General features: G+C 73.1%; 23 protein-coding genes. 17 read left to right on the top strand and 6 right to left on the bottom strand.

What is annotated here, in order from left to right; all coding sequences use genetic code 11:
* Positions 1 to 46: 46 nt before the first annotated feature.
* The 4 genes from ACRRSS_RS32030 (at position 47) to glmM (ending at position 4,460) form a co-directional block, all read left to right on the top strand.
* Entirely contained in the window at positions 47 to 1,669 is a 1,623-nt protein-coding gene (locus ACRRSS_RS32030; RefSeq protein WP_435974529.1) for an ABC-F family ATP-binding cassette domain-containing protein, read from the top strand.
* A 317-nt stretch (positions 1,670 to 1,986) separates the two neighbouring features.
* A complete protein-coding gene (gene rplM, locus ACRRSS_RS32025; RefSeq protein WP_435974528.1) occupies positions 1,987 to 2,430 on the top strand; it encodes a 50S ribosomal protein L13 in 444 nt (147 codons plus the stop codon).
* 44 nt (positions 2,431 to 2,474) lie between these two features.
* Positions 2,475 to 2,987: a 30S ribosomal protein S9 gene (gene rpsI, locus ACRRSS_RS32020; protein WP_015035601.1), complete on the top strand. Its 513-nt coding sequence runs from the start codon at positions 2,475 to 2,477 to the stop codon at positions 2,985 to 2,987.
* Between the two features lie 114 nt (positions 2,988 to 3,101).
* Complete coding sequence (gene glmM / locus ACRRSS_RS32015) at positions 3,102 to 4,460, top strand: phosphoglucosamine mutase (protein ID WP_435974527.1); 1,359 nt, start codon at positions 3,102 to 3,104, stop codon at positions 4,458 to 4,460.
* A gap of 67 nt (positions 4,461 to 4,527) precedes the next feature.
* Here the strand turns inward: glmM and ACRRSS_RS32010 are convergent, their stop codons facing one another.
* Positions 4,528 to 5,487, bottom strand: a complete 960-nt coding sequence (locus ACRRSS_RS32010) for a DUF389 domain-containing protein (RefSeq protein WP_435974526.1) — start codon at positions 5,485 to 5,487, stop codon at positions 4,528 to 4,530.
* A gap of 2 nt (positions 5,488 to 5,489) precedes the next feature.
* Positions 5,490 to 6,455 carry a type I pantothenate kinase gene (coaA, locus tag ACRRSS_RS32005; RefSeq protein WP_435975477.1) on the bottom strand — a complete coding sequence of 322 codons (966 nt, stop codon included), beginning with the start codon at positions 6,453 to 6,455 and terminating at the stop codon, positions 5,490 to 5,492.
* 278 nt (positions 6,456 to 6,733) lie between these two features.
* Here coaA and ACRRSS_RS32000 point away from each other — a divergent pair, with 278 nt between their 5' ends.
* The 5 genes from ACRRSS_RS32000 to ACRRSS_RS31980 all read left to right on the top strand — a co-directional run bounded on the left by ACRRSS_RS32000 (position 6,734) and on the right by ACRRSS_RS31980 (position 12,192).
* Entirely contained in the window at positions 6,734 to 7,504 is a 771-nt protein-coding gene (locus ACRRSS_RS32000; RefSeq protein ID WP_435974525.1) for a hypothetical protein, read from the top strand.
* Positions 7,505 to 7,639: 135 nt separating this feature from the next.
* Complete coding sequence (locus tag ACRRSS_RS31995) at positions 7,640 to 8,374, top strand: hypothetical protein (protein ID WP_435974524.1); 735 nt, start codon at positions 7,640 to 7,642, stop codon at positions 8,372 to 8,374.
* Positions 8,375 to 8,413: 39 nt separating this feature from the next.
* Positions 8,414 to 10,261 (top strand): glutamine--fructose-6-phosphate transaminase (isomerizing), encoded by a 1,848-nt coding sequence (gene glmS, locus ACRRSS_RS31990; protein ID WP_435974523.1) that lies wholly within the window; start codon positions 8,414 to 8,416, stop codon positions 10,259 to 10,261.
* 7 nt (positions 10,262 to 10,268) lie between these two features.
* Complete coding sequence (locus ACRRSS_RS31985; protein ID WP_435974522.1) at positions 10,269 to 10,637, top strand: holo-ACP synthase; 369 nt, start codon at positions 10,269 to 10,271, stop codon at positions 10,635 to 10,637.
* 115 nt (positions 10,638 to 10,752) lie between these two features.
* On the top strand, positions 10,753 to 12,192 hold the full coding sequence (locus ACRRSS_RS31980; protein WP_435974521.1) for an NAD(P)H-hydrate dehydratase: 1,440 nt from the start codon (positions 10,753 to 10,755) through the stop codon (positions 12,190 to 12,192).
* Between the two features lie 247 nt (positions 12,193 to 12,439).
* Here ACRRSS_RS31980 and ACRRSS_RS31975 read toward each other — a convergent pair whose 3' ends face one another.
* The 3 genes from ACRRSS_RS31975 to ACRRSS_RS31965 are packed head-to-tail and all read right to left on the bottom strand — an operon-like array spanning position 12,440 to position 16,026.
* A complete protein-coding gene (locus ACRRSS_RS31975; protein WP_435974520.1) occupies positions 12,440 to 13,612 on the bottom strand; it encodes an alpha/beta fold hydrolase in 1,173 nt (390 codons plus the stop codon).
* Between the two features lie 10 nt (positions 13,613 to 13,622).
* Positions 13,623 to 14,771, bottom strand: coding sequence for an alanine racemase (alr, locus tag ACRRSS_RS31970; protein WP_435974519.1), 1,149 nt, complete (start codon positions 14,769 to 14,771; stop codon positions 13,623 to 13,625).
* A 13-nt stretch (positions 14,772 to 14,784) separates the two neighbouring features.
* Complete coding sequence (locus tag ACRRSS_RS31965) at positions 14,785 to 16,026, bottom strand: PP2C family protein-serine/threonine phosphatase (RefSeq protein WP_435974518.1); 1,242 nt, start codon at positions 16,024 to 16,026, stop codon at positions 14,785 to 14,787.
* Between the two features lie 290 nt (positions 16,027 to 16,316).
* Between ACRRSS_RS31965 and tsaE the strand changes: the two genes are divergently transcribed.
* Together tsaE and ACRRSS_RS31955 are read left to right on the top strand one after the other, a co-directional pair.
* Positions 16,317 to 16,817: a tRNA (adenosine(37)-N6)-threonylcarbamoyltransferase complex ATPase subunit type 1 TsaE gene (gene tsaE / locus ACRRSS_RS31960; RefSeq protein WP_351902006.1), complete on the top strand. Its 501-nt coding sequence runs from the start codon at positions 16,317 to 16,319 to the stop codon at positions 16,815 to 16,817.
* A 132-nt stretch (positions 16,818 to 16,949) separates the two neighbouring features.
* A complete protein-coding gene (locus tag ACRRSS_RS31955; RefSeq protein ID WP_435974517.1) occupies positions 16,950 to 17,141 on the top strand; it encodes a hypothetical protein in 192 nt (63 codons plus the stop codon).
* A 77-nt stretch (positions 17,142 to 17,218) separates the two neighbouring features.
* Here ACRRSS_RS31955 and ACRRSS_RS31950 read toward each other — a convergent pair whose 3' ends face one another.
* On the bottom strand, positions 17,219 to 17,785 hold the full coding sequence (locus tag ACRRSS_RS31950) for a hypothetical protein (protein ID WP_435974516.1): 567 nt from the start codon (positions 17,783 to 17,785) through the stop codon (positions 17,219 to 17,221).
* Between the two features lie 96 nt (positions 17,786 to 17,881).
* Between ACRRSS_RS31950 and tsaB the strand changes: the two genes are divergently transcribed.
* From tsaB to ACRRSS_RS31920, 6 genes are all read left to right on the top strand, one after another.
* Positions 17,882 to 18,538 (top strand): tRNA (adenosine(37)-N6)-threonylcarbamoyltransferase complex dimerization subunit type 1 TsaB, encoded by a 657-nt coding sequence (gene tsaB / locus ACRRSS_RS31945; RefSeq protein ID WP_435974515.1) that lies wholly within the window; start codon positions 17,882 to 17,884, stop codon positions 18,536 to 18,538.
* Positions 18,539 to 18,561: 23 nt separating this feature from the next.
* On the top strand, positions 18,562 to 19,044 hold the full coding sequence (gene rimI, locus ACRRSS_RS31940; protein WP_435975476.1) for a ribosomal protein S18-alanine N-acetyltransferase: 483 nt from the start codon (positions 18,562 to 18,564) through the stop codon (positions 19,042 to 19,044).
* The gene (gene tsaD, locus ACRRSS_RS31935) at positions 19,034 to 20,137 is read left to right on the top strand and encodes a tRNA (adenosine(37)-N6)-threonylcarbamoyltransferase complex transferase subunit TsaD (RefSeq protein WP_435974514.1); all 1,104 of its coding nucleotides are present in this window, start codon (positions 19,034 to 19,036) and stop codon (positions 20,135 to 20,137) included. Before rimI ends, tsaD begins: the two co-directional genes overlap by 11 nt.
* Entirely contained in the window at positions 20,134 to 20,388 is a 255-nt protein-coding gene (locus ACRRSS_RS31930) for a hypothetical protein (protein ID WP_435974513.1), read from the top strand. Before tsaD ends, ACRRSS_RS31930 begins: the two co-directional genes overlap by 4 nt.
* A 70-nt stretch (positions 20,389 to 20,458) precedes the next feature.
* The gene (locus tag ACRRSS_RS31925) at positions 20,459 to 21,316 is read left to right on the top strand and encodes a polysaccharide deacetylase family protein (protein WP_435974512.1); all 858 of its coding nucleotides are present in this window, start codon (positions 20,459 to 20,461) and stop codon (positions 21,314 to 21,316) included.
* A gap of 106 nt (positions 21,317 to 21,422) precedes the next feature.
* Complete coding sequence (locus ACRRSS_RS31920; RefSeq protein ID WP_435974511.1) at positions 21,423 to 21,788, top strand: YciI family protein; 366 nt, start codon at positions 21,423 to 21,425, stop codon at positions 21,786 to 21,788.
* Positions 21,789 to 21,909 lie beyond the last annotated feature (121 nt).

Here is a 21,909-nt window from a genome sequence, read left to right as displayed (position 1 = left end):
CTAAACCGGTTGGGCCCAGGCGACGCGGGCGGTGACAATGCACCTCATGGGACATGTCGAGGCCGCGCATCTTGAGTACTACCTTCCCGACGGGAGGGTCCTGCTCGGGGACGCCTCCTTCCGGGTGGGGGAGGGCGCCGTCGTCGCCCTCGTCGGGGCCAACGGCGCCGGCAAGACCACACTGCTCCGGTTGATCTCCGGGGAGCTCCAGCCGCACGGCGGCTCCGTCACCGTCACCGGCGGCCTCGGCGTGATGCCGCAGTTCGTCGGCTCCGTCCGGGACGGGTCCACCGTGCGTGACCTGCTGGTATCGGTCGCCCAGCCCCGGATCCGGGAGGCCGCGAAGGCCGTCGACGAGGCCGAGCACCTGATCATGACCGTCGACGACGAGGCCGCGCAGATGAAGTACGCGCAGGCCCTCAGCGACTGGGCCGAGGTGCAGGGGTACGAGGCGGAGACCCTCTGGGACATCTGCACCATGGCCGCGCTCGGCATGCCGTACGAGAAGGCGCAGTTCCGGGAGGTGCGGACGCTCTCCGGCGGTGAGCAGAAGCGGCTCGTCCTGGAATCCCTGCTGCGCGGCACCGACGAGGTCCTCCTCCTCGACGAGCCGGACAACTATCTCGACGTCCCCGGCAAGCGCTGGCTGGAGGAGCGGCTGCGGGAGACCCGTAAGACCGTGCTGTTCATCTCGCACGACCGGGAGCTGCTCTCCCGGGGGGCGCAGAAGATCGTCGCGGTCGAGCCCGGCCCGGCCGGCTCGGACGTCTGGGTGCACGGTGGCGGCTTCGACACCTTCCACGAGGCGCGGCGGGACCGTTTCGCGCGCTTCGAGGAGCTGAAGCGGCGCTGGGACGAGAAGCACGCCCAGCTGAAGAAGCTCGTCGTCAACCTGCGGCAGGCGGCGTCGGTCAGCCACGACATGGCCTCGCGGTACGCGGCGGCCCAGACCCGGCTGCGGAAGTTCGAGGAGGCGGGGCCGCCGCCGGAGCCGCCGCGCGAGCAGGACATCAAGATGCGGCTGCGCGGTGGCCGGACCGGTGTGCGTGCCGTGACCTGCGAGAACCTTGAGCTGACCGGGCTGATGAAGCCCTTCTCGCTGGAGATCTTCTATGGCGAGCGGGTCGGCGTCCTCGGCTCCAACGGATCGGGCAAGTCACACTTCCTGCGGCTGCTCGCGGGGGACCCGTCCGTCGCCCACACGGGTACGTGGAAGCTGGGCGCCCGTGTGGTGCCGGGGCACTTCGCGCAGACCCACGCGCACCCGGAGCTGACCGGCCGGCCGCTCGTCGACATTCTGTGGACGGAGCACGCCAAGGACCGGGGCGGGGCGATGTCGATGCTGCGCCGGTACGAGCTGGAGCGGCAGGGCGACCAGTCCTTCGACAAGCTCTCGGGCGGTCAGCAGGCGCGGTTCCAGATCCTGCTCATGGAACTGGCGGGCACCACGGCGCTGCTGCTCGACGAGCCGACGGACAACCTGGACCTGGAGTCGGCGGAGGCCCTTCAGGACGGCCTTGAGGCGTACGACGGGACCGTGCTGGCGGTGACCCACGACCGGTGGTTCGCGAAGAGCTTCGACCGGTTCCTGGTCTTCGGTTCGGACGGGGTCGTACGGGAGTCGACGGAGCCGGTGTGGGACGAGCGGCGGGTGGATCGGGCGCGGTGACCTCGGGCTCGGTGACCTCGGGCGGTCGGCGCCGGGGGTCCGGGCTTCGGCCCGCGGTCGGCGGGGGTCTCGGGCGGCGGGTCGAGCGGGCGCGCTGGGGTCGGCGCGTTTTGACCCGTGCGGGGCGGCACGGGTACTGTTGCGGTTTGTTATGCGTATCGGCTCCGTCGTTCTCACACGACGAGCCCCTGCGCAGGTTCCCTGGAGCAGTTACCAGTGGCTCGCATACGGGCGTTGTCCCGGCAGTGCAGGCCCCAGCTGCATGATCGCTTCAGGTGTGTCTGGACTCCATCCACTGAAGAAGCGAAGGCTACGAAGTGCGTACGTACAGCCCCAAGCCCGGCGATGTCTCTCGCCAGTGGCACATCATCGACGCGCAGGACATCGTCCTGGGCCGTCTCGCGACCACGGCTGCGAACCTCCTGCGAGGCAAGCACAAGCCCGTGTACGCGCCCCACATGGACATGGGCGACTTCGTCATCATCATCAACGCTGACAAGGTCCACCTGTCCGGCAACAAGAAGACCCAGAAGCTGGCTTACCGCCACTCCGGCTTCCCGGGTGGTCTGCGCTCCGTCCGTTACGACGAGCTGCTGGCCAAGAACCCCGAGAAGGCCGTCGAGAAGGCCATCAAGGGCATGATCCCCAAGAACACCCTGGGCCGTCAGATGCTCTCGAAGCTGAAGGTCTACGCGGGCGAGAACCACCCGCACGCTGCCCAGCAGCCGGTCCCGTTCGAGATCACCCAGGTCGCGCAGTAGTTCCGGCCACACCCCCTAAGAACGAAAGAAATCTGAGGAGCATCGTGGCCGAGACCACCCCCGAGACCCCCGTCGACGAGTTCGAGGGCGTCGAGGAGTACACCACCGAGACCGAGCTCGTCGAGGGTGAGTACACCTCCGAGTCGCTCGCGTCCCGCTTCGGCGACCCGCAGCCGGCCGCCGGCCTGGGCCGTCGCAAGAACGCCATCGCCCGCGTCCGGATCGTTCCGGGCACCGGCAAGTGGAAGATCAACGGTCGCACCCTTGAGGACTACTTCCCCAACAAGGTGCACCAGCAGGAAGTCAACGAGCCCTTCAAGGTGCTCGAGCTCGACAACCGCTACGACGTCATCGCCCGCATCGCGGGTGGCGGTGTCTCCGGTCAGGCCGGCGCCCTGCGCCTCGGCGTGGCCCGTGCGCTGAACGAGGCGGACGTCGAGAACAACCGCCCGGCGCTGAAGAAGGCCGGCTTCCTCTCCCGCGACGACCGTGCGGTCGAGCGCAAGAAGGCCGGTCTCAAGAAGGCCCGTAAGGCCCCGCAGTACAGCAAGCGTTAATCGCCTGCTCGGTCTGCTTTCGTACGCCCCGGCGGCACTGCCCGTGCCGTCGGGGCGTACGTTTTTTCATCACCTCTTTCATCAGCTTGGGCACGTATTTCTCGGAGGACAGCTGTGGGACGACTCTTCGGCACGGACGGCGTACGCGGCGTCGCCAACGCGGACCTGACGGCGGAGCTGGCGCTCGGCCTCTCGGTCGCCGCGGCGCACGTTCTCGCCGAGGCGGGCACCTTCGAGGGCCATCGGCCCACCGCCGTGGTCGGCCGTGACCCCCGCGCCTCCGGAGAGTTCCTCGAAGCCGCCGTCGTGGCAGGCCTCGCCAGCGCCGGCGTCGACGTCCTGCGCGTCGGCGTCCTGCCCACCCCGGCCGTGGCCCACCTCACCGGCGTCCTCGGCGCCGACCTCGGCGTGATGCTCTCCGCCAGCCACAACGCCATGCCCGACAACGGCATCAAGTTCTTCGCGCGCGGCGGCCACAAGCTCGCCGACGAGCTCGAGGACAGGATCGAGTCCGTCTACGAGGAGCACCGCACCGGCGCCCCCTGGGAGCGCCCGACCGGTGCCGGCGTCGGCCGTGTCCGCGACTACGACGAGGGCTTCGACACGTACGTCGCCCACCTCATCGCCGTCCTCCCCAACCGTCTCGACGGACTGAAGGTCGTCCTCGACGAGGCACACGGCGCCGCCGCCCGCGTCTCGCCCGAGGCCTTCTCCCGGGCCGGTGCCGAGGTCGTCACCATCGGCGCCGAGCCGGACGGCCTCAACATCAACGACGGCTGCGGCTCCACCCACCTCGGCCTGCTCAAGGCCGCCGTCGTCGAGCACGGCGCCGACCTGGGCATCGCCCACGACGGCGACGCCGACCGCTGCCTCGCGGTGGACGCCGCGGGCAACGAGGTCGACGGCGACCAGATCCTCGCCGTGCTCGCCCTCGCCATGCGCGAGGCCGGGGCGCTGCGCGGCGACACCGTCGTCGCCACCGTCATGTCCAACCTGGGCTTCAAGCTGGCCATGGAGCGCGAGGGCCTGAACCTGGTCCAGACGGCGGTCGGCGACCGCTACGTCCTGGAGTCCATGAAGGAGCACGGCTACGCCCTCGGCGGCGAGCAGTCGGGGCACGTCATCGTCCTCGACCACGCCACCACCGGCGACGGCACCCTCACCGGTCTCATGCTGGGCGCCCGGGTCGCCGCCACCGGCAAGTCCCTCGCGGAGCTGGCCGGCGTGATGGAGCGGCTGCCGCAGATCCTCATCAACGTCCCGGACGTCGACAGGTCCCGGGTGAAGACCTCCGGCGACCTCGCCGCCGCCGTCACCGCCGCCGAGGCCGAGCTCGGTTCCACCGGCCGCGTCCTGCTGCGCCCCTCCGGCACCGAGCCGCTGGTCCGCGTCATGGTCGAGGCCGCGGACATCGAGCAGGCGCGCGCGGTGGCGCAGCGGCTCGCGGACGTCGTGAAGTCGGCGCTGGGCTAACCTCTCTGAGGCACCGTCATGCTTGAAGGGCCCCGCCGCACCCGTACCGGGTGCGGCGGGGCCCTTCTCAGACGTCGTTCCGGGCGCCCGCCCTGCGGCGCCAGCGGCCGCGCTGGGTGCGCCAGAGCAGCTTCTGGCCGTACAGCGTCAGCACTCCGGCCAGCATGATCCCGAACAGGTTCAGGGCGAGCTGCTCGATCGAGCCCCACATCTGGCCCAGGTCGCCGTAGCTGAGCGCCACGGCCGCGTTCGCGCCCGCCGGGACCGTCGTCACCGAGATCGCCACGCCCACCAGGGCCCCGGACTTGGCCGAGGTCAGGGAGAGTATGCCCGCCACGCCCGCGAGCAGGGCGACGACGAACGAGAACGGGTCGGGCTGCCAGATGAAGCTGGTGTTGGGGCGGTCCCCGTCGAGGCGGCTCTCGCTGAACAGGTCGAGCGCGTCCATCCCCAGGCTGAACACCGTCGTCGCCGCGATCGCCGTCGCGAAGCCGACGACCAGGGCGATCAGCGAACGTGCCGCCAGCCTCGGCTCGCGCCGCACCATCGCCGTACAGACGCCGGCGAGCGGGCCGAACTCCGGGCCGACCGCCATCGCGCCCACGATCAGGATCGCGTTGTCCAGGACGACGCCGCAGGCCGCGATCATCGTCGCCAGGATCATGAACGCGCAGTACGTGACCGAGAGCGTCGACTCCTCGTGCGTCGCCCCCTCCAACTGCTCCCAGAGCACCGCGTCCGCCGGTTCGCCCGGGGCCTCCTTGTCGGCTGTGTCCGCGCGCGTGGAGAGGGAGAAGTCGATGTTCTCGACGGCGATCGAGCCGTCCTGATCGATCCTCAGGCCGCACAGCTCCTTGAGGAGTTCGTCGCCCGCCTCGCGGGCCACGTCGCACATGACCACGTCACCGGCCGGGTCCCGGGCCGCGCCGGGCAGCACCACGAGGTGGGCGGTGCCGACCGTCGACTCGATCACCCCGACCGCTGCCGTGGTGCGGTCGGGCGGGACGATCATCCGGAGATGCAGCATCCTCAGAGCTTACGGAGACTCAGCCGCTGAACCTTGTGATCGGAGCCCTTGCGGACCACGAGCGTCGCCCGGCCGCGCGTCGGGGCCACGTTCTCCAGGAGGTTCACCTTGTTGATGGTTCGCCACATGGTGCGGGCGTAGTCGAGGGCCTCCTCCTCGGAGACCTGCGTGTACCGCTGGAAGTACGAGGAGGGGTTCTGGAATGCGGTGTCGCGGAGCTTGCGGAAGCGGTTGAGGTACCAGCGCTCGATGTCCTCCGCGCGCGCGTCCACGTACACCGAGAAGTCGAAGTAGTCGGCGAGGCCGACGCGGGTGCGGCCGTCCTTGCCGGGCAGCGCGGGCTGGAGGACGTTCAGCCCCTCCACGATGAGGATGTCCGGGCGGCGGACGACGAGCCGCTCGCCGGGCACGCGGTCGTAGATGAGGTGTGAGTAGACCGGGGCCGTGACCTCGTCCTTACCCGCCTTGATGTCCGCGACGAACCGGGTCAGGGCCCGGCGGTCGTACGACTCGGGGAAACCCTTGCGGGACATGAGCCCGCGCGCCCTCAGCTCCTCCATCGGATAGAGGAAGGCGTCCGTGGTCACCAGCTCCACGCGCGGGTGCTCCGGCCAGCGGGCCAGGAGCGCCTGGAGGAGGCGGGAGACGGTCGACTTGCCGACGGCGACCGAACCGGCGACCCCTATGACGAAGGGGGTGCCGCGCTGCTCGGCGCTCTCGCCGAGGAAGGTGTTGAGGGCGCCGCGCAGACCGCTGGTGGCCTGCACGTACAGGTTGAGCAGCCGGGAGAGCGGGAGGTAGATGTCCCGTACCTCGTCGAGGTCGATGACGTCACCGAAGCCGCGCAGCCGCTCGACCTCGTCGGCCGTCAGGGGCAGCGGCGTCTTGTCGCGCAGGTCGCTCCACTCGGCGCGGGTGAGGTCGACGTACGGGGTCGCCTCGCCGGTCCGGCGGTGGCCGGTGCCGATTCTGGGGCCGTGCCCGGCGGCGGGGCCGTCCCCGGGGGGGCGGTCTCCGTTGGCGGGGCCGTCCCCGTTGGCGCTTCGTGGCGGCGAAGTGATCACCCCGCCATTGTCGGGGGTCCGGGGCCTTCGTGGGTCGTGGGGTCGGTCACGCTGCAAAAGGCGTTGTGATACCCAGCTCCCGGGGTGATCATGCTGATGCCGCGTGGGCTTTCGGACTTCACGCGGGGGGAGCCGCCGTCGGGCGGCACGAAGTCACCACGTGGAGAACTGTGAGTCACCTGATGCGTACCTCCGTGCGAAGCGCCGCCGTCGCCGCCACCGCCGTCTCCCTCGCCCTGCTCGTCACCGGGTGCGGCGGCGGCGACTCGGGCAAGGACGCCGGCAAGGACGCGGGCAAGGAGTCCGCGCCCGCCGCCTCCGCCACGGGCGCCGCTCCCGCCGCCGAGGCGCTGTCCGCCGCCGAGCTGGAGAAGCTGATCGTCGAGCAGGCCGACCTGCCCGGCCACCAGGTGCAGAAGGCCACGGCCGCGGACATCGTCCCGGCCGACGCCGTCTCCACCGACAAGGCGTCCTGCAAGCCGCTCGCCGACGCCATGTCGTTCATCGCCACGGGCAAGCCCGCGGTGAGCGCGCAGCGCAAGGCCATCGAGGTGCCGAAGACCGACGGGGCGACGGCCTCGCCGGAGGAGGCCCTCGGGGCGCTGTCCGCCCCGGTGACGAGCGTGACGCTCGGCTCGTACCAGGGCCAGGGGGCCCAGGAGGCCTTCGCCTCGCTGAAGACGGCCGGCACCGACTGCGCGGCCGGCTTCACCCTGATCGGCGGCGGCGAGAAGACGAAGATCACCAAGGTCGCCCCGGAGACCGTCTCCGCCGGTGAGGAGGCGCTCGCCTACACGGTCACGACCGACATGGACGGCGAGCCGTTCGTCAGCAAGCTGGTCGCCTTCCGCCAGGGCAACACGCTCGCCACGTTCTCCAGCATCAGCCTCGGCGGCACGGTCAAGACGCTGCCGAAGGCCATCGTCGACGCGCAGGCGAAGAAGCTGGGCTGACCGCCCCGGGCCCGTCGCGGCGGTGGGGGAGCGGGAGTGTTGCGATCGGGTACCGGTCGCGGTCCCGGTGATCACATGGGGGTGGGCGGTGCCTAACGTGCGGGTGGAAACATCTGTTCGATCAGGAGTCGTGTCATGAGATCCGCCCGTCTGCGCCGCCCCGTCCTCGCCGCCTTCCTGGCCCTGCTCGCCACCGGGTGCGGGGGGAGCGACGCGGGAAAGGGGGAGGCGGCGGCCGGCGGGGAGAAGGCCACCGCCACCGCGGCGGCGGCCGGCCGGGAGACGGCCTCCGCCACTCCGGCGGCCGGCGAGACCATGAGCTCGGACCGGCACCTTGAGTCGCTGCTCACGGAAGAGGACCTCCCGGGGTACCGGGGGTTCCGCGACGTGGACTCCGAGGGCCTGCCCGCCTCCGCGCTCGCCGCCGACAAGCCCGTGTGCAAGCCGCTCGCCGACGCCCTGGACTCCGTCCCGAGCGGCGCGACGTACGTCGTACGGCAGCTGCTGACGCCCCCGTCGGGCAAGGTCAGGACCGTGGTGGCCGTCAGCACGTACCAGGGGACGGCGGCCGAACGGTGGCTCACCGACCTGAAGGCGGCCGTCGCCCCGTGCGCGGCTGGGTTCAAGGCCACCGAGGGCACGGACCGGACCACGTACACCGACGTCGTGGCGGAGCCGCTCGACGCCGGGGACGAGGCCCTCGCCTGGAGTGCCACCGTCACGAAGGGGGGCGTCTCCGTGCCCGTCAGGCTCGCGGTCGTCCGCAAGAAGAACAACGTCGCTCTCTTCTTCACGTACGACGCCGAGGGCCGAGCGGTCGGCCGGCAGCCGAAGGACCTCGTCGACGCGCAGGTGGTCAAGCTCCCGTGAGTCCGGGATCCCGGACGGCTTCCGCCGTACGCTGCCGTCATGTGCGGAATCGTGGGATACGTCGGCGGGCAGTCGGCGCTTGATGTGGTGGTCGCGGGCCTCAAGAGGCTCGAATACCGGGGCTACGACTCGGCCGGTGTCGCGGTGCTCTCCGACGGGGGGCTGGCCGCGGCCAAGAAGGCGGGCAAGCTCGTCAACCTGGAGAAGGAGCTCAAGGACCGGCCGCTGGCCGACGGGGCCGTGGGCATCGGGCACACCCGGTGGGCCACCCACGGCGGCCCGACCGACGTCAACGCGCACCCCCATCTGGACAACGCCGGGCGCGTCGCCGTCGTCCACAACGGCATCATCGAGAACTTCGCCGCCCTGCGCGGGGAGCTCGCCGAGCGCGGCCACGACCTGGCCTCCGAGACGGACACCGAGGTCGTGGCCCACCTCCTGGCCGAGGAGTTCTCCTCCGCCGGGGACCTGGCGGAGGCCATGCGGCTCGTGTGCCGGCGGCTCGACGGGGCCTTCACCCTTGTCGCCGTGCACGCCGACCAGCCCGACGTGGTCGTCGGCGCCCGCCGCAACTCGCCCCTCGTCGTCGGCGTCGGCGAGGGCGAGAACTTCCTCGCCTCCGACGTCTCCGCGTTCATCGCCCACACCCGCTCGGCGATCGAACTCGGCCAGGACCAGGTCGTCGAGCTGACCAGGGACGGCGTCACCGTCACCGACTTCGACGGGGTACCCGCCGACGTCCGCGCCTTCCACGTCGACTGGGACGCCTCCGCCGCCGAGAAGGGCGGCTACGCCTCCTTCATGCTCAAGGAGATCGCCGAGCAGCCCAAGGCCGTCGCCGACACCCTCCTCGGCCGGATCGACGGCTCGGGCCGTCTCGCCCTCGACGAGGTGCGCATCCCCGACGCCGTGCTCCGCGAGGCCGACAAGGTCGTCATCATCGCCTGCGGCACCGCCTTCCACGCCGGCCTCATCGCCAAGTACGCCATCGAGCACTGGACCCGGATCCCCTGCGAGGTCGAGCTCGCCAGCGAGTTCCGCTACCGCGATCCGATCCTCGGCCCGAAGACCCTGGTCATCGCGATCTCGCAGTCCGGCGAGACCATGGACACCCTGATGGCGCTCCGGCACGCCCGTGAACAGGGCGCGAAGGTGCTCGCCGTCTGCAACACCAACGGCTCCACCATCCCCAGGGAGTCGGACGCCGTCCTCTACACCCACGCCGGGCCCGAGGTCGCCGTCGCCTCCACCAAGGCCTTCCTGACGCAGCTCGTCGCCTGCTACCTCCTCGCGCTCTACCTCGGCCAGGTGCGCGGCACCAAGTGGGGCGACGAGATCCACGCCGTCGTCCGCGAGCTGGCGAGGATCGGCGACGAGGTCGAGCGGGTCCTGGAGACCATGGAGCCGGTCCGGGCCCTCGCCCGCTCCCTCGCCCACAGGAACACCGTCCTCTTCCTCGGCCGGCACGTCGGCTACCCCGTCGCCCTCGAAGGCGCCCTGAAGCTCAAGGAACTGGCGTACATGCACGCCGAGGGCTTCGCCGCCGGAGAGCTCAAGCACGGCCCGATCGCGCTCATCGAGGAGGGCCTGCCGGTCGTCGTCGTGGTGCCCTCGCCGAAGGGCCGCTCCGTCCTCCACGACAAGATCGTCTCCAACATCCAGGAGATCCGGGCGCGCGGAGCCCTCACGATCGTGATCGCGGAGGAGGGCGACGAGGCCGTCGTCCCGTACGCCGACCACCTCGTCCGGATCCCGGCCACGCCTACGCTGCTCCAGCCGCTGGTCTCCACGGTGCCGCTCCAGGTCTTCGCCTGCGAGCTCGCCACCGCGCGGGGCAACGAGGTCGACCAGCCGCGCAACCTGGCCAAATCCGTGACCGTGGAGTGAGTGGGAAATGATCATTGGGGTGGGGATCGACGTGGCGGAGATCGACCGCTTCGCCGCGTCGATCGAACGGACGCCGGGGCTGCTCCGGCGCCTCTTCGTCGAGAGCGAGCTGCTGCTGCCCAGCGGCGACCGGCGGGGACCCGCCTCGCTCGCGGTGCGGTTCGCCGCGAAGGAGGCCCTGGCGAAGGCGCTCGGCGCGCCGGGAGGACTGCACTGGACGGACGCCGAGGTGTACGTCGAGGGCACCGGCCGGCCACGGCTGCGGGTGCGCGGGACGGTGGCGGCTCGGGCGACGGAGCTGGGCGTGAAGCACTGGCACGTGTCGTTGAGCCATGACGCCGGGGTGGCTTCGGCGGTGGTGATCGCGGAGGGGTGAGCCCCGGCCAGGTGGTCCCGGCACCACGGCGCGCGGGCCGCAGGACTGCGGGGATGCGCCCCGGGGGTCCCGGCACCACGGCGCGCGGGCCGCAGGACTGCGGCAGACTGCGGGCATGCGTACCGCTCACCGCGTCGAGACCGTCCGGGCCGCCGAAGCCGCCCTCATGGCCCGCCTGCCCGACGGCGCCCTCATGGCGCGGGCCGCCGCCGGACTCGCCGCCGCCTGCTGCTCGCTCCTCGGCAAGGGGCGGGTGTACGGCTCCCGGGTCGTCCTCCTCGTCGGCAGCGGCGACAACGGCGGCGACGCCCTCCTCGCCGGCGCCCGGCTCGCCCGGCGCGGCGCCGGAGTCACCGCCGTCCTGCTCGGCACCCACGCCCACGAGGGCGGCCTCGCGGCCCTCCGGGCGGCGGGAGGCCGGATCGCAGACGACCCGTTCGCCCCCCTCGCCACCGCCGACCTCGTCCTCGACGGCATCACCGGCATCGGCGGCCGGGGCGGACTCCGGCCCGACGCCGTGCCCGTCGCCCGGGCCGCGCGCGGCTCCGACGCCGTCGTCGTCGCCGTCGACCTGCCGAGCGGCGTCGACGCGGACACCGGCGAGGTGACGGGGGAGGCGCTGCGGGCCGACGTGACCGTGACCTTCGGGACGTACAAGCCCGGGCTGCTCGTCGACCCCGCGCGCGCGTACGCGGGCGCGCTGCGGCTCGTCGACATCGGGCTCGCCGACGAACTGCCGGGCGTCCCCGACCTGGAGGCGCTCCAGCACCAGGACGTGGCGCGGCTGCTGCCCGTCCCCGGCGCCGAGAGCGACAAGTACCGCCGCGGGGTCCTCGGCGTGGTCGCCGGCTCCGGCCGCTACCCCGGAGCGGCGGTCCTCACCGTCGCCGGGGCGCTGCACGGCGGCGCGGGGGCGGTGCGGTACGTCGGGCCCGCGGCCGACGCGGTGATCGCCCGGCACCCCGAGACCCTCGTCCACGCGGGACCGCCGGACCGGGCGGGGCGCGTCCAGGCCTGGGTGGTCGGACCCGGGCTAGGCGACGAACCCGGCGTCGCCGAGGTCCTCGCCTCGGAGGTCCCGGTCCTCGTGGACGCCGACGGACTCCGGGGCCTGGACCCGGCGCTGGTACGGGCCCGCAGCGCGCCGACCCTGCTCACCCCGCACGCCGGGGAGGCGGCGGCGCTGCTCGGCGTGGCCCGGGAGGACGTGGAGGCCGGGCGGCTCGCGGCGGTCCGGGAACTGGCCGGGCGGTTCGGGGCGACCGTGCTGCTCAAGGGCTCGACGACGCTGGTGTACGGGGCGGAGGGCGGCCCCGTACGGGTGAACCCGACCGGGACCGGCTGGCTGGCCACGGCCGGCAGCGGCGACGTCCTCTCCGGCCTGGCGGGCTCGCTGCTCGCGGCGGGCCTGCGGGCGGTGGACGCGGCGTCGTGCGCGGCGTACCTCCACGGCCTGGCGGCCCGCCGGGTGTCGGAGGGCCGGGGACCGGTGACGGCGGGAGAGGTGGCGGGGGCGCTGGGGGGCGCGTGGCGGGATGTGACGGCGGGGGCGTGACGCGGAGCCAGGACGGCCGGGGGCCTGACGCGGACGCAGGACGGCGGGGAGCGTGGGGCGGAGCCAGGACGGCGGGGGCGGGACGCGGAGCCGGCCCGGCCGGGGCGCTCTCCCCCACCGTCCGTCCCACACCGTTCCACCCCTCCCCGTCGCCCGGCCGCCCCCGCGCTCCTCCCGGTGAGTTCGAGCCAGCGCTTCCCGACCCGGTGAGCCCGCCGCTACCGCTTCCCGACCCGGTGGGCCCGCCCTACGGCTTCCCGACGTCGGCCCCGGTCGTCTCCGGCACGGCCCCCGCCCGTACGAGCAGGTCGGCGAGGCGGTCGGTGACGGCCTCGGGGTGCTCCAGCATCACCAGATGGCCGCCGTCGGGAACGATGACGAGTTCCGCGTCCGGGAGCAGGTCGGCGATGGCCTCGGTGTGGGAACTGGGGGTCACCAGGTCGTTGTCCCCGGCCAGCGCCAGCACCGGCAGCTCGTGGAGGACGGGCAGGGCGGCGGCCTTGTCGTGCTCGGCGAAGGCCGGGTAGAAGGCGGCGACCACGTCGATCGGGGTCGACTCGATCATCCGCTCCGCGAACCGGGCGACCGCCGGGTCCACGTCCTTCGACGCGAACGAGTACTTCTTGATCAGCCCGGCGAACAGGTCCGCGGTCGCCCGGCGGCCCCGCTCGACCAGCTCCGCCTGCGAGCCGAGGGCCCGCAGCACCCCCGGCAGCACCCGCCGGACCGCGTTGACACCGGCGATCGGCAGCCCGTACGACACCTCGGCCAGCTTCCCGGCGGACGTACCGACGAAGGCGACGCCGACGACCCGCTCGCGGACGAACTCCGGGAACCGTTCGGCGAGCGCCATGATCGTCATGCCGCCCATCGAGTGCCCGACGAGGACGAGCGGGCCCTCGGGGGCGGCGACGTCGAGGACGGCCCTGAGGTCACGGCCCAGCTGGTCCATGGAGACGGGCACGCCGTCGGGGCCCGTCTGGTCGACTCCCTGGCCCGAGCGGCCGTGGCCGCGCTGGTCCCAGTGGACGGTACGGACGAGACCGCGCAGCGCGGCCCGCTGGAAGTGCCAGGAGTCCTGGTTGAGGCAGTAGCCGTGACTGAAGACGACGGTGACGGGGGCGGGCTCCTTGCGGCCGAAGAGCCGGCGGCGACGGGCCGGCGGGGTGTCCGCCTCGACCTCGTCCACCTCGTAGTACAGGACGGTCGAGTCGTCGGCGAGCGCCCGGCCGGGGGTCCCGCGCAGCCCGCCGTACGGGCCGGTGGCGTCGAGGGCGAGCCGCGCCTTCTGTCGTACGGAACGGCCGACGGTGAGCCGCTCGACGGCGACGCCCGCGGCCGCTCCGGCCGCGAGCACACCTATCGCGGCGCCGGCGAATCCGGCGCGCCGCCAGGTACCGGTGCTGCTGGACTCGCCCACGGGGCCCCCTCTACTCGCCCAGGTACACGCGCGGGACGCGCGCGCCGATCCGGGTGACGATCTCGTACGCGATGGTGTCGGCGGCCACCGCCCAGTCCTCGGCGGTGGGTTCGCCCCGGTCGCCGGGGCCGAAGAGCACGGCCTCGGTGCCCGGCTCGGGCTCGTCGCCGCCGAGGTCGACGACGAACTGGTCCATGGCGACCCGGCCGGCGACCGTACGGACGGTGCCGTCGACGAGGACGGGGCCACGGCCCGAGGCGTGCCGGGGAACGCCGTCGGCGTAGCCGAGCGGGACGAGACCGAGGGTCGTCTCCGCGTCGGTGACGTAGTGGTGGCCGTAGCTGACGCCGTGGCCGGCCGGCACCCGCTTGACGAGCGCGATGCTCCCCTTGAGCGACATGACGGGCCGCAGGCCCAGCTCGGCGGAGGTGCCGAGCTCGGGGCTGGGCGACACGCCGTAGACGGCGATGCCCGGCCGGACCAGGTCGAAGTGGGCCTCGGGGAGGGTGAGGGTGGCGGGCGAGTTGGCGATGTGCCGGACCTCGGGCCGGATCCCGGCCTCCTCCGCGTGGGCGAGCATCGACCGGAAGACGTCGAGCTGCGCGGCGGTGGAGGGGTGGTGGGGTTCGTCGGCGCACGCGAGGTGCGACCAGAGCCCGGTGACCTTGACGAGCCCGTCGGCCTCGGCCTTGAGCGCCTCGCCGACCAACTCGGGCCAGTCGGCGGGCTGACAGCCGTTCCGGCCGAGGCCGGTGTCGGCCTTGAGCTGCACCCGCGCGGTCTTCCCGGTGGCCCGCGCGGCCTCGCGGACCTCTTCCAGGGCCCACATCCCGCTCACCGACATGTCCAGACCGGCCTCGATGCCCTGGTCCCACGGGTCGCCCGGGGTCCAGAGCCAGCACATGACCGGAACGTCGGTGATCCCGGCGGCTCGCAGCGCGAGCGCCTCGTGCGGGGTGGCCGTTCCGAGCCAGTCCGCGCCCGCGTCCAGGGCGGCGCGGGCGCAGCGCAGGGCGCCGTGTCCGTACGCGTCGGCCTTGACCACGGCCATGATCCGGACGTGGGGGGCGACGCGGGCGCGCAGCGTGCGGACGTTCGCACGCAGCGCGCCGAGGTCGATCTCGGCGCGGGCTCTGCGGGGCGGCGGTGTCTCAGTCATCGCGCCCAGTCTCTCAGGTGCCGGCTCCCGGACCGCCGCCCCCGGCTGTAGACCCGGTCACCCCACCCCGAACGCCCCCCGGGTTCCGGCATCCTGGGCACCCGAGCCCGCTCCGCCCGTCGCCCCACGCGGGCGTCGCGGTCGGCGTGTCGGCCAGCAGGGCCATGTCGTCGCCCCTGACGCCGTTCGCGTGCCGGTGGACGTCGGCGAGGAGCGAGGCGACGAGCCTGTCGGGCGTGGTGAACGACCTGCCCTCCAGCCTCCGGGCGGGTTCGTAGAAGGCCCCCGCCACGTCGCGGCTCTCGGAGAGGCCGTCGGTGTACAGCAGCAGGGTCGACGCGGGCGGGAACGGCCACTCGTCCGGCCGCGCGACGTGCGGGCCGAGGTCGCCGAGGCCCAGGGGCAGGGAGAACTCCCCGGGGCGGAGCGCGGTGACCGTCCCGGCGGGGCCCAGGAGCAGCGGCTCCGGATGCCCCCGGTTGAGGACGCGCAGGCTGCCGTGGCCGGGCGGGATCTCCACGAGCACGCAGGTGGTGAAGCCCTCGGAGGTGTCCATTCCCTCGCGCCGGGCCCCCTCGCGGACCAGCGCGTTCTCCAGGCGGTTCGCGAGGTCCGGCAGTGACGGCTCGCTGTCCGCGGCCTCCCAGAAGGCGCCGAGGATGACGGAGACGGCCTCGATCGCCCCGAGCCCCTTCCCCCGGACGTCGCCCACGATCAGCCGGACGCCGTACGGGGTCGGCAGGGCCGCGTAGAGGTCCCCGCCGATCAGGGTGTCCGACTGCGCGGCGTCGTAGCGCGCCGCAAGGCGCAGGCCGTCGATCCGTCCCGACGGGGTGGGAAGGACGGCTCTCTGCGCCGCCTCGGCGACCCCTCGGGCCGTGGCGAGCCGGCCGCGGGCACGCTCCACGACGCCGTTGATCAGCACGGCGAGCGCGGTGGCGAACGTGATGGTCGCGGCCTCCATCGCCAGGTTGTGGACGACGGCGGTCCCCCCGGCCACGAAGTGGAGCAGCGCCGCCGCCAGGATCCCCAGCGCGCCGAAGACCGCCGCCACCCCCCAGGCGAACAGGGGGGCCGCGACGAGGGGCGCGGCCACGAAGAAGGGGGTGCCGGTGAGCTCCGGCGGGGTGAGGAACTGGAAGCCGCAGCCGACGGCCACGAGGAGTGGGGGGAGCGTGCGGGCCAGGGTCCGGGTGAGGTCGGCGCGCGCGCCACCCGCGTATTCGTCGGAGATGCGGTGCAACCGGTCGCGCACGTCACCCTCCCGCAGGGACGCCTTCCAGCATCAGGATGACGGCCCCGGGCCCCGGCGGCGACCGGGAGGCGGTCCGGCGCGGTCCGGACCGGGGAGGGTCCGGCCGGGTGCGGTCCGGTGCCGGTGGGGGCGATCTCCGCGCGGGCCGGTTCGGCGAGCCCGCGCGGGCGGGGGCGCGGCAGGGCGCCGGTCTCGGTGCGGGCCGGTTCAGGGTGGCCGCGCGGGCGGGGGCGCGGCGGAGCGCCGGTCTCCGCGCGGGCCGGGTCCCCGTACGAGCTAAGTTGGCGGGTATGGAAGCAGCGCACCCGCCCGTCTCCGGCGCCACCCTCTCCGTCGACTCCCCGCAGCGGATGCAGGAGCTCGGCCGCAGTCTCGCGAAGATCCTCCGCCCCGGCGACCTCGTCATGCTCACCGGTGAGCTCGGCGCCGGGAAGACCACCCTGACCCGGGGCCTCGGTGAGGGCCTCGGGGTGCGCGGGGCCGTCACCTCGCCGACCTTCGTCATCGCCCGTGTCCACCCGTCCCTGGTCGGCGGCCCGGCCCTGGTGCACGTCGACGCGTACCGCCTCGGCGGCGGTCTGGACGAGATGGAAGACCTCGATCTGGACGTCTCGCTGCCCGAGTCGGTGGTGGTCGTCGAGTGGGGTGACGGCAAGGTCGAGGAGCTGACCGACGACCGGCTGCACCTCCTGATCCACCGGGTGACCGGCGACACCGAGGACGACCGGCGCACGGTCGTGCTGCGCGGGATCGGATCGCGCTGGGCCGACGAGGACCTGGCGGTGCTCTGACCGGCGTACGCCGCCCCGCACGGGGTACGTACTTTCCGACAACGTGTCGGGAAGGTGTTGCGTCGTTCGTACGTGACGTGGTGACATGGACGCACGAGCTGGTTAGGTGAACCTAACCTACGGGAGGCACACATGGCCACGCCGAAGCGCGCGGAGCCCGTCCGGCACCACGTCCCGATGAATGAGCTGCTGGCGTCCTGCGCGGCCGCCCGCGCCGTGTCGACCCCGCCCGGCGTCCGCCAGGACCGGGCGGACGAGGAGCACGGGGCGAGGGCCGGACAGGTCGAGCGGATCGTGCGGGTCGTCCGCGGCAGAGCCGCGTAGCCGTCGTCGCGCGGGCCGCGCGCGGCGACGCCGGACCCGGCCCGGGTCGGGTCCCGAAGGTCCCGCCCGGCCCGCGACTAGGCGACGACGACGACCTTCGCGCCGATCACCGCGAACGTCCACATCGCGTTCCCGTCGGCCCGCTTCATGCGGATGCCGCCGGTCTTCTTCGTCGGGTCCGGGCTCGGCGTCGAGCCGTCGACCGCCGCGCTGAAGCCGATCGCCACGTCCTGCGCCGTCGCGAACCGCACCACGTGCTCGATCTGCACGCCGTCCGAGCCGCGGACCGAGCCGGAGCGGGAGGTCACCGCGTACGCCCCGGGCGCCGGGTCGACCGTGCTCGGCATCACCGTGAACGTCCGCGTGGCCTTGCCCTTGCCGTCCACCAGCCACACCCGGCGGTCGCCGATCGCGTACACGACCCGCTCTCCGCTGCCGGAGTCCGCCGGGACGGCGAGAGGGTCCGCGGCCGGCTTCCTCGGGCCGCCGCTCGGCGAGGTCGAGGGGGCGGTCGTGCCCGGCGTGCGGGGCTTGACCGAGAGATCGGCGGGCGCGTTCGCCGAGGCCTGGTACGCGAGGAAGCAGACCGCCGCGACGGCCGCCGCCGTGAGCCCGGCCACGAATCCCGAGCTGCTCCGTGCCACCGTGCCCACCTCTCGTACGAACGTATCGAAGGGTGACGGTAGCAGCAGGGGGAGCGAGGGGCGGGGCACCGTGCCCGGGAGCCGTAGGCTGTTCGCGTGCTGTTGCTCGCCATGGATACCGCCACCCCCGCCGTCACCGTCGCCCTCCACGACGGCGAGGCCGTCGTCGCCTCGTCGAGCCAGGTCGACGCCCGCCGCCACGGGGAGCTGCTGCTGCCCGCCGTCGACCGGGTCCTCAAGGAGGCCGGTCTCGCGCTCGACGCGGTCACCGGCATCGTCGTCGGCGTCGGCCCCGGGCCGTACACCGGCCTCCGGGTCGGCCTCGTCACCGCAGCGGCCTTCTCCTCCGCGCTCGGCGTCCCGGTGCACGGCCTGTGCACCCTCGACGGCCTGGCGTACGCCTCCGGGATCGACGAGCCCTTCGTCGTCGCCACGGACGCGCGCCGCAAGGAGGTCTACTGGGCGCGGTACGAGGACTCCCGTACGCGCGTGACGGACGCCGCCGTCGACCGGCCCGCCGAGATCGCCGAGCGGCTCGCGGGCCTCCCGGTCGTCGGCGCGGGCGCCCGCCTCTACCCGGAGGCCTTCCCCGACGCCCGCGACCCCGAGCACCAGTCGGCGGCGGCGCTCGCCGCGCTCGCCGCGGAGAGGCTGGCGGCCGGCGGGGAGGGATTCCTCGACCCGCTGCCGATGTACCTGCGCCGCCCCGACGCCCAGGTGCCCAAGAACTACAAGGTGGTCACACCCCAGTGACCGGCGCCGTGGAGCTGCGCGAGATGCGCTGGTGGGACATCGCACCGGTGCTGGCCCTGGAGGACGAGCTGTTCCCCGAGGACGCCTGGTCGGCGGGGATGTTCTGGTCCGAGCTCGCGCACGCCCGCGGGCCGCGCGCGACCCGCCGCTATCTCGTCGCGGAGACCTTTTCGGAGAACGGCGAAGGCAGGCTCGTCGGGTACGCCGGGCTCGCCGCGGCCGGCGGACTCGGCGACGTCCAGACCATCGCCGTCGCCCGCGACCAGTGGGGCACGGGCCTCGGCGCCCGCCTCCTCACCGACCTGCTCCACCACGCCACCGCCTTCGAGTGCGACGAGGTCCTCCTCGAAGTGCGCGTGGACAACACCCGGGCCCAGAAGCTCTACGAGCGCTTCGGCTTCGAGCCCATCGGTTTCCGGCGCGGCTACTACCAGCCCGGAAACGTGGACGCGCTCGTGATGCGACTGACCGTTCAAGGAACTGAGACTGATTCTGATGGCTGCTGACGAACCGCTCGTACTCGGCATCGAGACCTCCTGCGACGAGACCGGTGTCGGCATCGTCCACGGGACCACGCTCCTCGCGGACGCCGTCGCCTCCAGCGTCGACACCCACGCCCGCTTCGGCGGCGTCGTGCCCGAGATCGCCTCCCGCGCCCACCTGGAGGCGATGGTCCCGACGATCGAGCGCGCCCTGGAGACGGCCGGGATCTCCGCCAAGGACCTCGACGGCATCGCCGTCACCGCCGGACCCGGCCTCGCGGGCGCGCTGCTCGTCGGCGTCTCGGCGGCCAAGGCCTACGCGTACGCCCTCGGCAAGCCGCTCTACGGCGTGAACCACCTCGCCTCGCACATCTGCGTCGACCAGCTGGAGCACGGCAAGCTGCCCGAGCCGACGATGGCCCTGCTGGTCTCCGGCGGCCACTCCTCGCTGCTGCTCTCCGCCGACATCACCTCCGACGTGCGCCCCCTGGGCGCCACCATCGACGACGCCGCCGGCGAGGCCTTCGACAAGATCGCCCGCGTCCTCGACCTCGGCTTCCCCGGCGGCCCGGTCATCGACCGGCTCGCCAGGGAGGGCGACCCGGCCGCCATCGCCTTCCCGCGCGGCCTGAGCGGCTCGCGGGACCCCGCGTACGACTTCTCCTTCTCCGGCCTCAAGACCGCCGTGGCCCGCTGGATCGAGGCGAAGCGCGCGGCCGGCGAGGACGTGCCGGTGCGGGACGTCGCCGCGTCCTTCCAGGAGGCGGTCGTCGACGTCCTCACCCGCAAGGCCGTCCGGGCCTGCAAGGACGAGGGTGTCGACCACCTGATGATCGGCGGCGGCGTCGCCGCCAACTCGCGGCTGCGGGCCCTCGCGCAGGAGCGCTGCGAGCGGGCCGGCATCCGGCTGCGGGTGCCCCGGCCCGGCCTGTGCACGGACAACGGCGCGATGGTCGCGGCCCTCGGCTCCGAGATGGTCGCCCGCAACCGGCCGGCCTCGGACCTGGAGCTGTCGGCGGACTCGTCGCTGCCGGTGACGGACCCGCACGTGCCGGGCGCGCACGCGCACGACCACGACCACGTGCACGAGGTCAGCAAGGAGAACCTCTACTCATGAGGATCGCCCTGATGTGGGAGGCGAGGGCCGCGCGGGGCCGGGGCGCCGAGCTCCTGGAGTGGGCGAGGGCCCAGGTCCTCGCCCGCGAGCCCGAGCGCCGGGAGATCCTCCGCGCCCCCCAGGAGAGGGTCCTCGTCCTCACCTGGTGGGAGACGGACGCGCTCGACGCCGAGCTGCCCGAGCTGCCCGAGCCGGACGCCGGACTCATCACCCGCCCGGTCCACCGCTGGCGCTTCGAATCGGTCGAATAGGCACCGCCGCCCCCGGGCTGACATTCGACGATCGAGCAACCATTCGACCGGCGCGCGCATCCCACAACGCGTGAAGAAGACGATCGCGCTGTGGGCGGCGCTGACCGCCGCCGCCCTGCTGGTGACGGGCTGCGCGGCGGAGGACCCCGCCGCTCCCGCCCCGGGAAAGCAGACCGCCGACGACGGGGCACCCGCCGGCGACCAGGCGTCCCGGGCCCCGACGCACCCCGACGGGGCCGCCGCGACCGCCGCCGCGTACCGCCGCTACGGGCTCAAGCCCCTCGCGGCCCCGCCCGCCCCGCCCGCGGTCAAGCCGGTGACCCGCGCGCCGGGCGAACCGGTCCCCGTCATCAGCGACGTACCCACCACCGAGAAGATCGTCTTCATCACGATCGACGACGGGGCCGAGAAGGACCCCGAGTTCGTGACCATGATGAGGGACCTCAAGGTCCCGGTCACGATGTTCCTCACCGACTCGGCCATCCGCGCCGACTACGGGTACTTCGCGCCGCTCGTCGCCCAGGGCCACGGGCTCGCCAACCACACCCTCACCCACCCCGACCTGCGCACCCTCTCCCAGGACGCCCAGCGCCGGGAGATATGCGGCCAGCAGGCCAGGCTGAAGGACCGGTACGGCAAGGCCCCGCGCCTCTTCCGGCCGCCCTACGGCAACTGGAACGAGGCCACGCGCGCGGCGGCCGGGGAGTGCGGGGTGGACGCGATCGTGCTGTGGCGCGAGTCCATGCAGATCAAGAACATGCAGTACCAGCGCGGCGACCGGAAGCTGCACCCCGGCGACATCGTCCTCGCCCACTTCCGCGGCCCGTCCGAGCTCAAGGGGCGGACGATGACCGAGATGACGGCGACGATGCTGCGCCGCATACAGGAGCAGGGCTTCACGGTGGCGCGCCTGGAGGACTACGTATAGAAGCCCTCCCAGAAGTTCTCCGCGGCGGCTGTCGATGCGGACGGGTCCCGTTCGACGTATGAAGTGAGAGGCGGGGAGAAGCCCCGCCACCGCAAGAGGAGTCACCATGCCCCGCTACCTGACCCTGGTCCGCATCGAGGAGAACACCATCGACATGGGGGACGCCGACCCCGGCTTCGAGGAGCGCATGGGCGCGCTCTTCGAGGAGATCACCAAGGCCGGCGTCATGCTGGACACGGCGGGGCTCAAGCCGACCGCCGAGGCCACCCGCATCACCTGGTCGGACGGGAAGCTCTCCTACACGGACGGGCCGTTCACCGAGACCAAGGAGGTCGTCGGCGGCTACGCCATGATGCAGTGCAAGGACATGGCCGAGGCGATGGAGTGGTCCAAGCGCTTCCTGGCCGTCCACCCGCCGCACTGGAAGGTGGGCCTGGAGGTCCGCGAGGTCGAGGAGGCGCCGGGGGCCTGAGTCCCGGCCCGTTGCCGGACCCGTTGTCGGTGCCGTGTGCTGTCATGTGAGACGTGAGGGCACACGGCACCGACGGCACCGGCCACGTGGAGAGCGCCGGTGACCCCGGCGGCCCCGGCAC

The organism is Streptomyces sp. Qhu_M48, assembly GCF_051305195.1.
Lineage (GTDB): Bacteria > Actinomycetota > Actinomycetes > Streptomycetales > Streptomycetaceae > Streptomyces.
The sequence above is the reverse complement of the archived record's forward strand: the minus strand, read 5'-3'. Positions and strand labels throughout refer to the sequence as shown.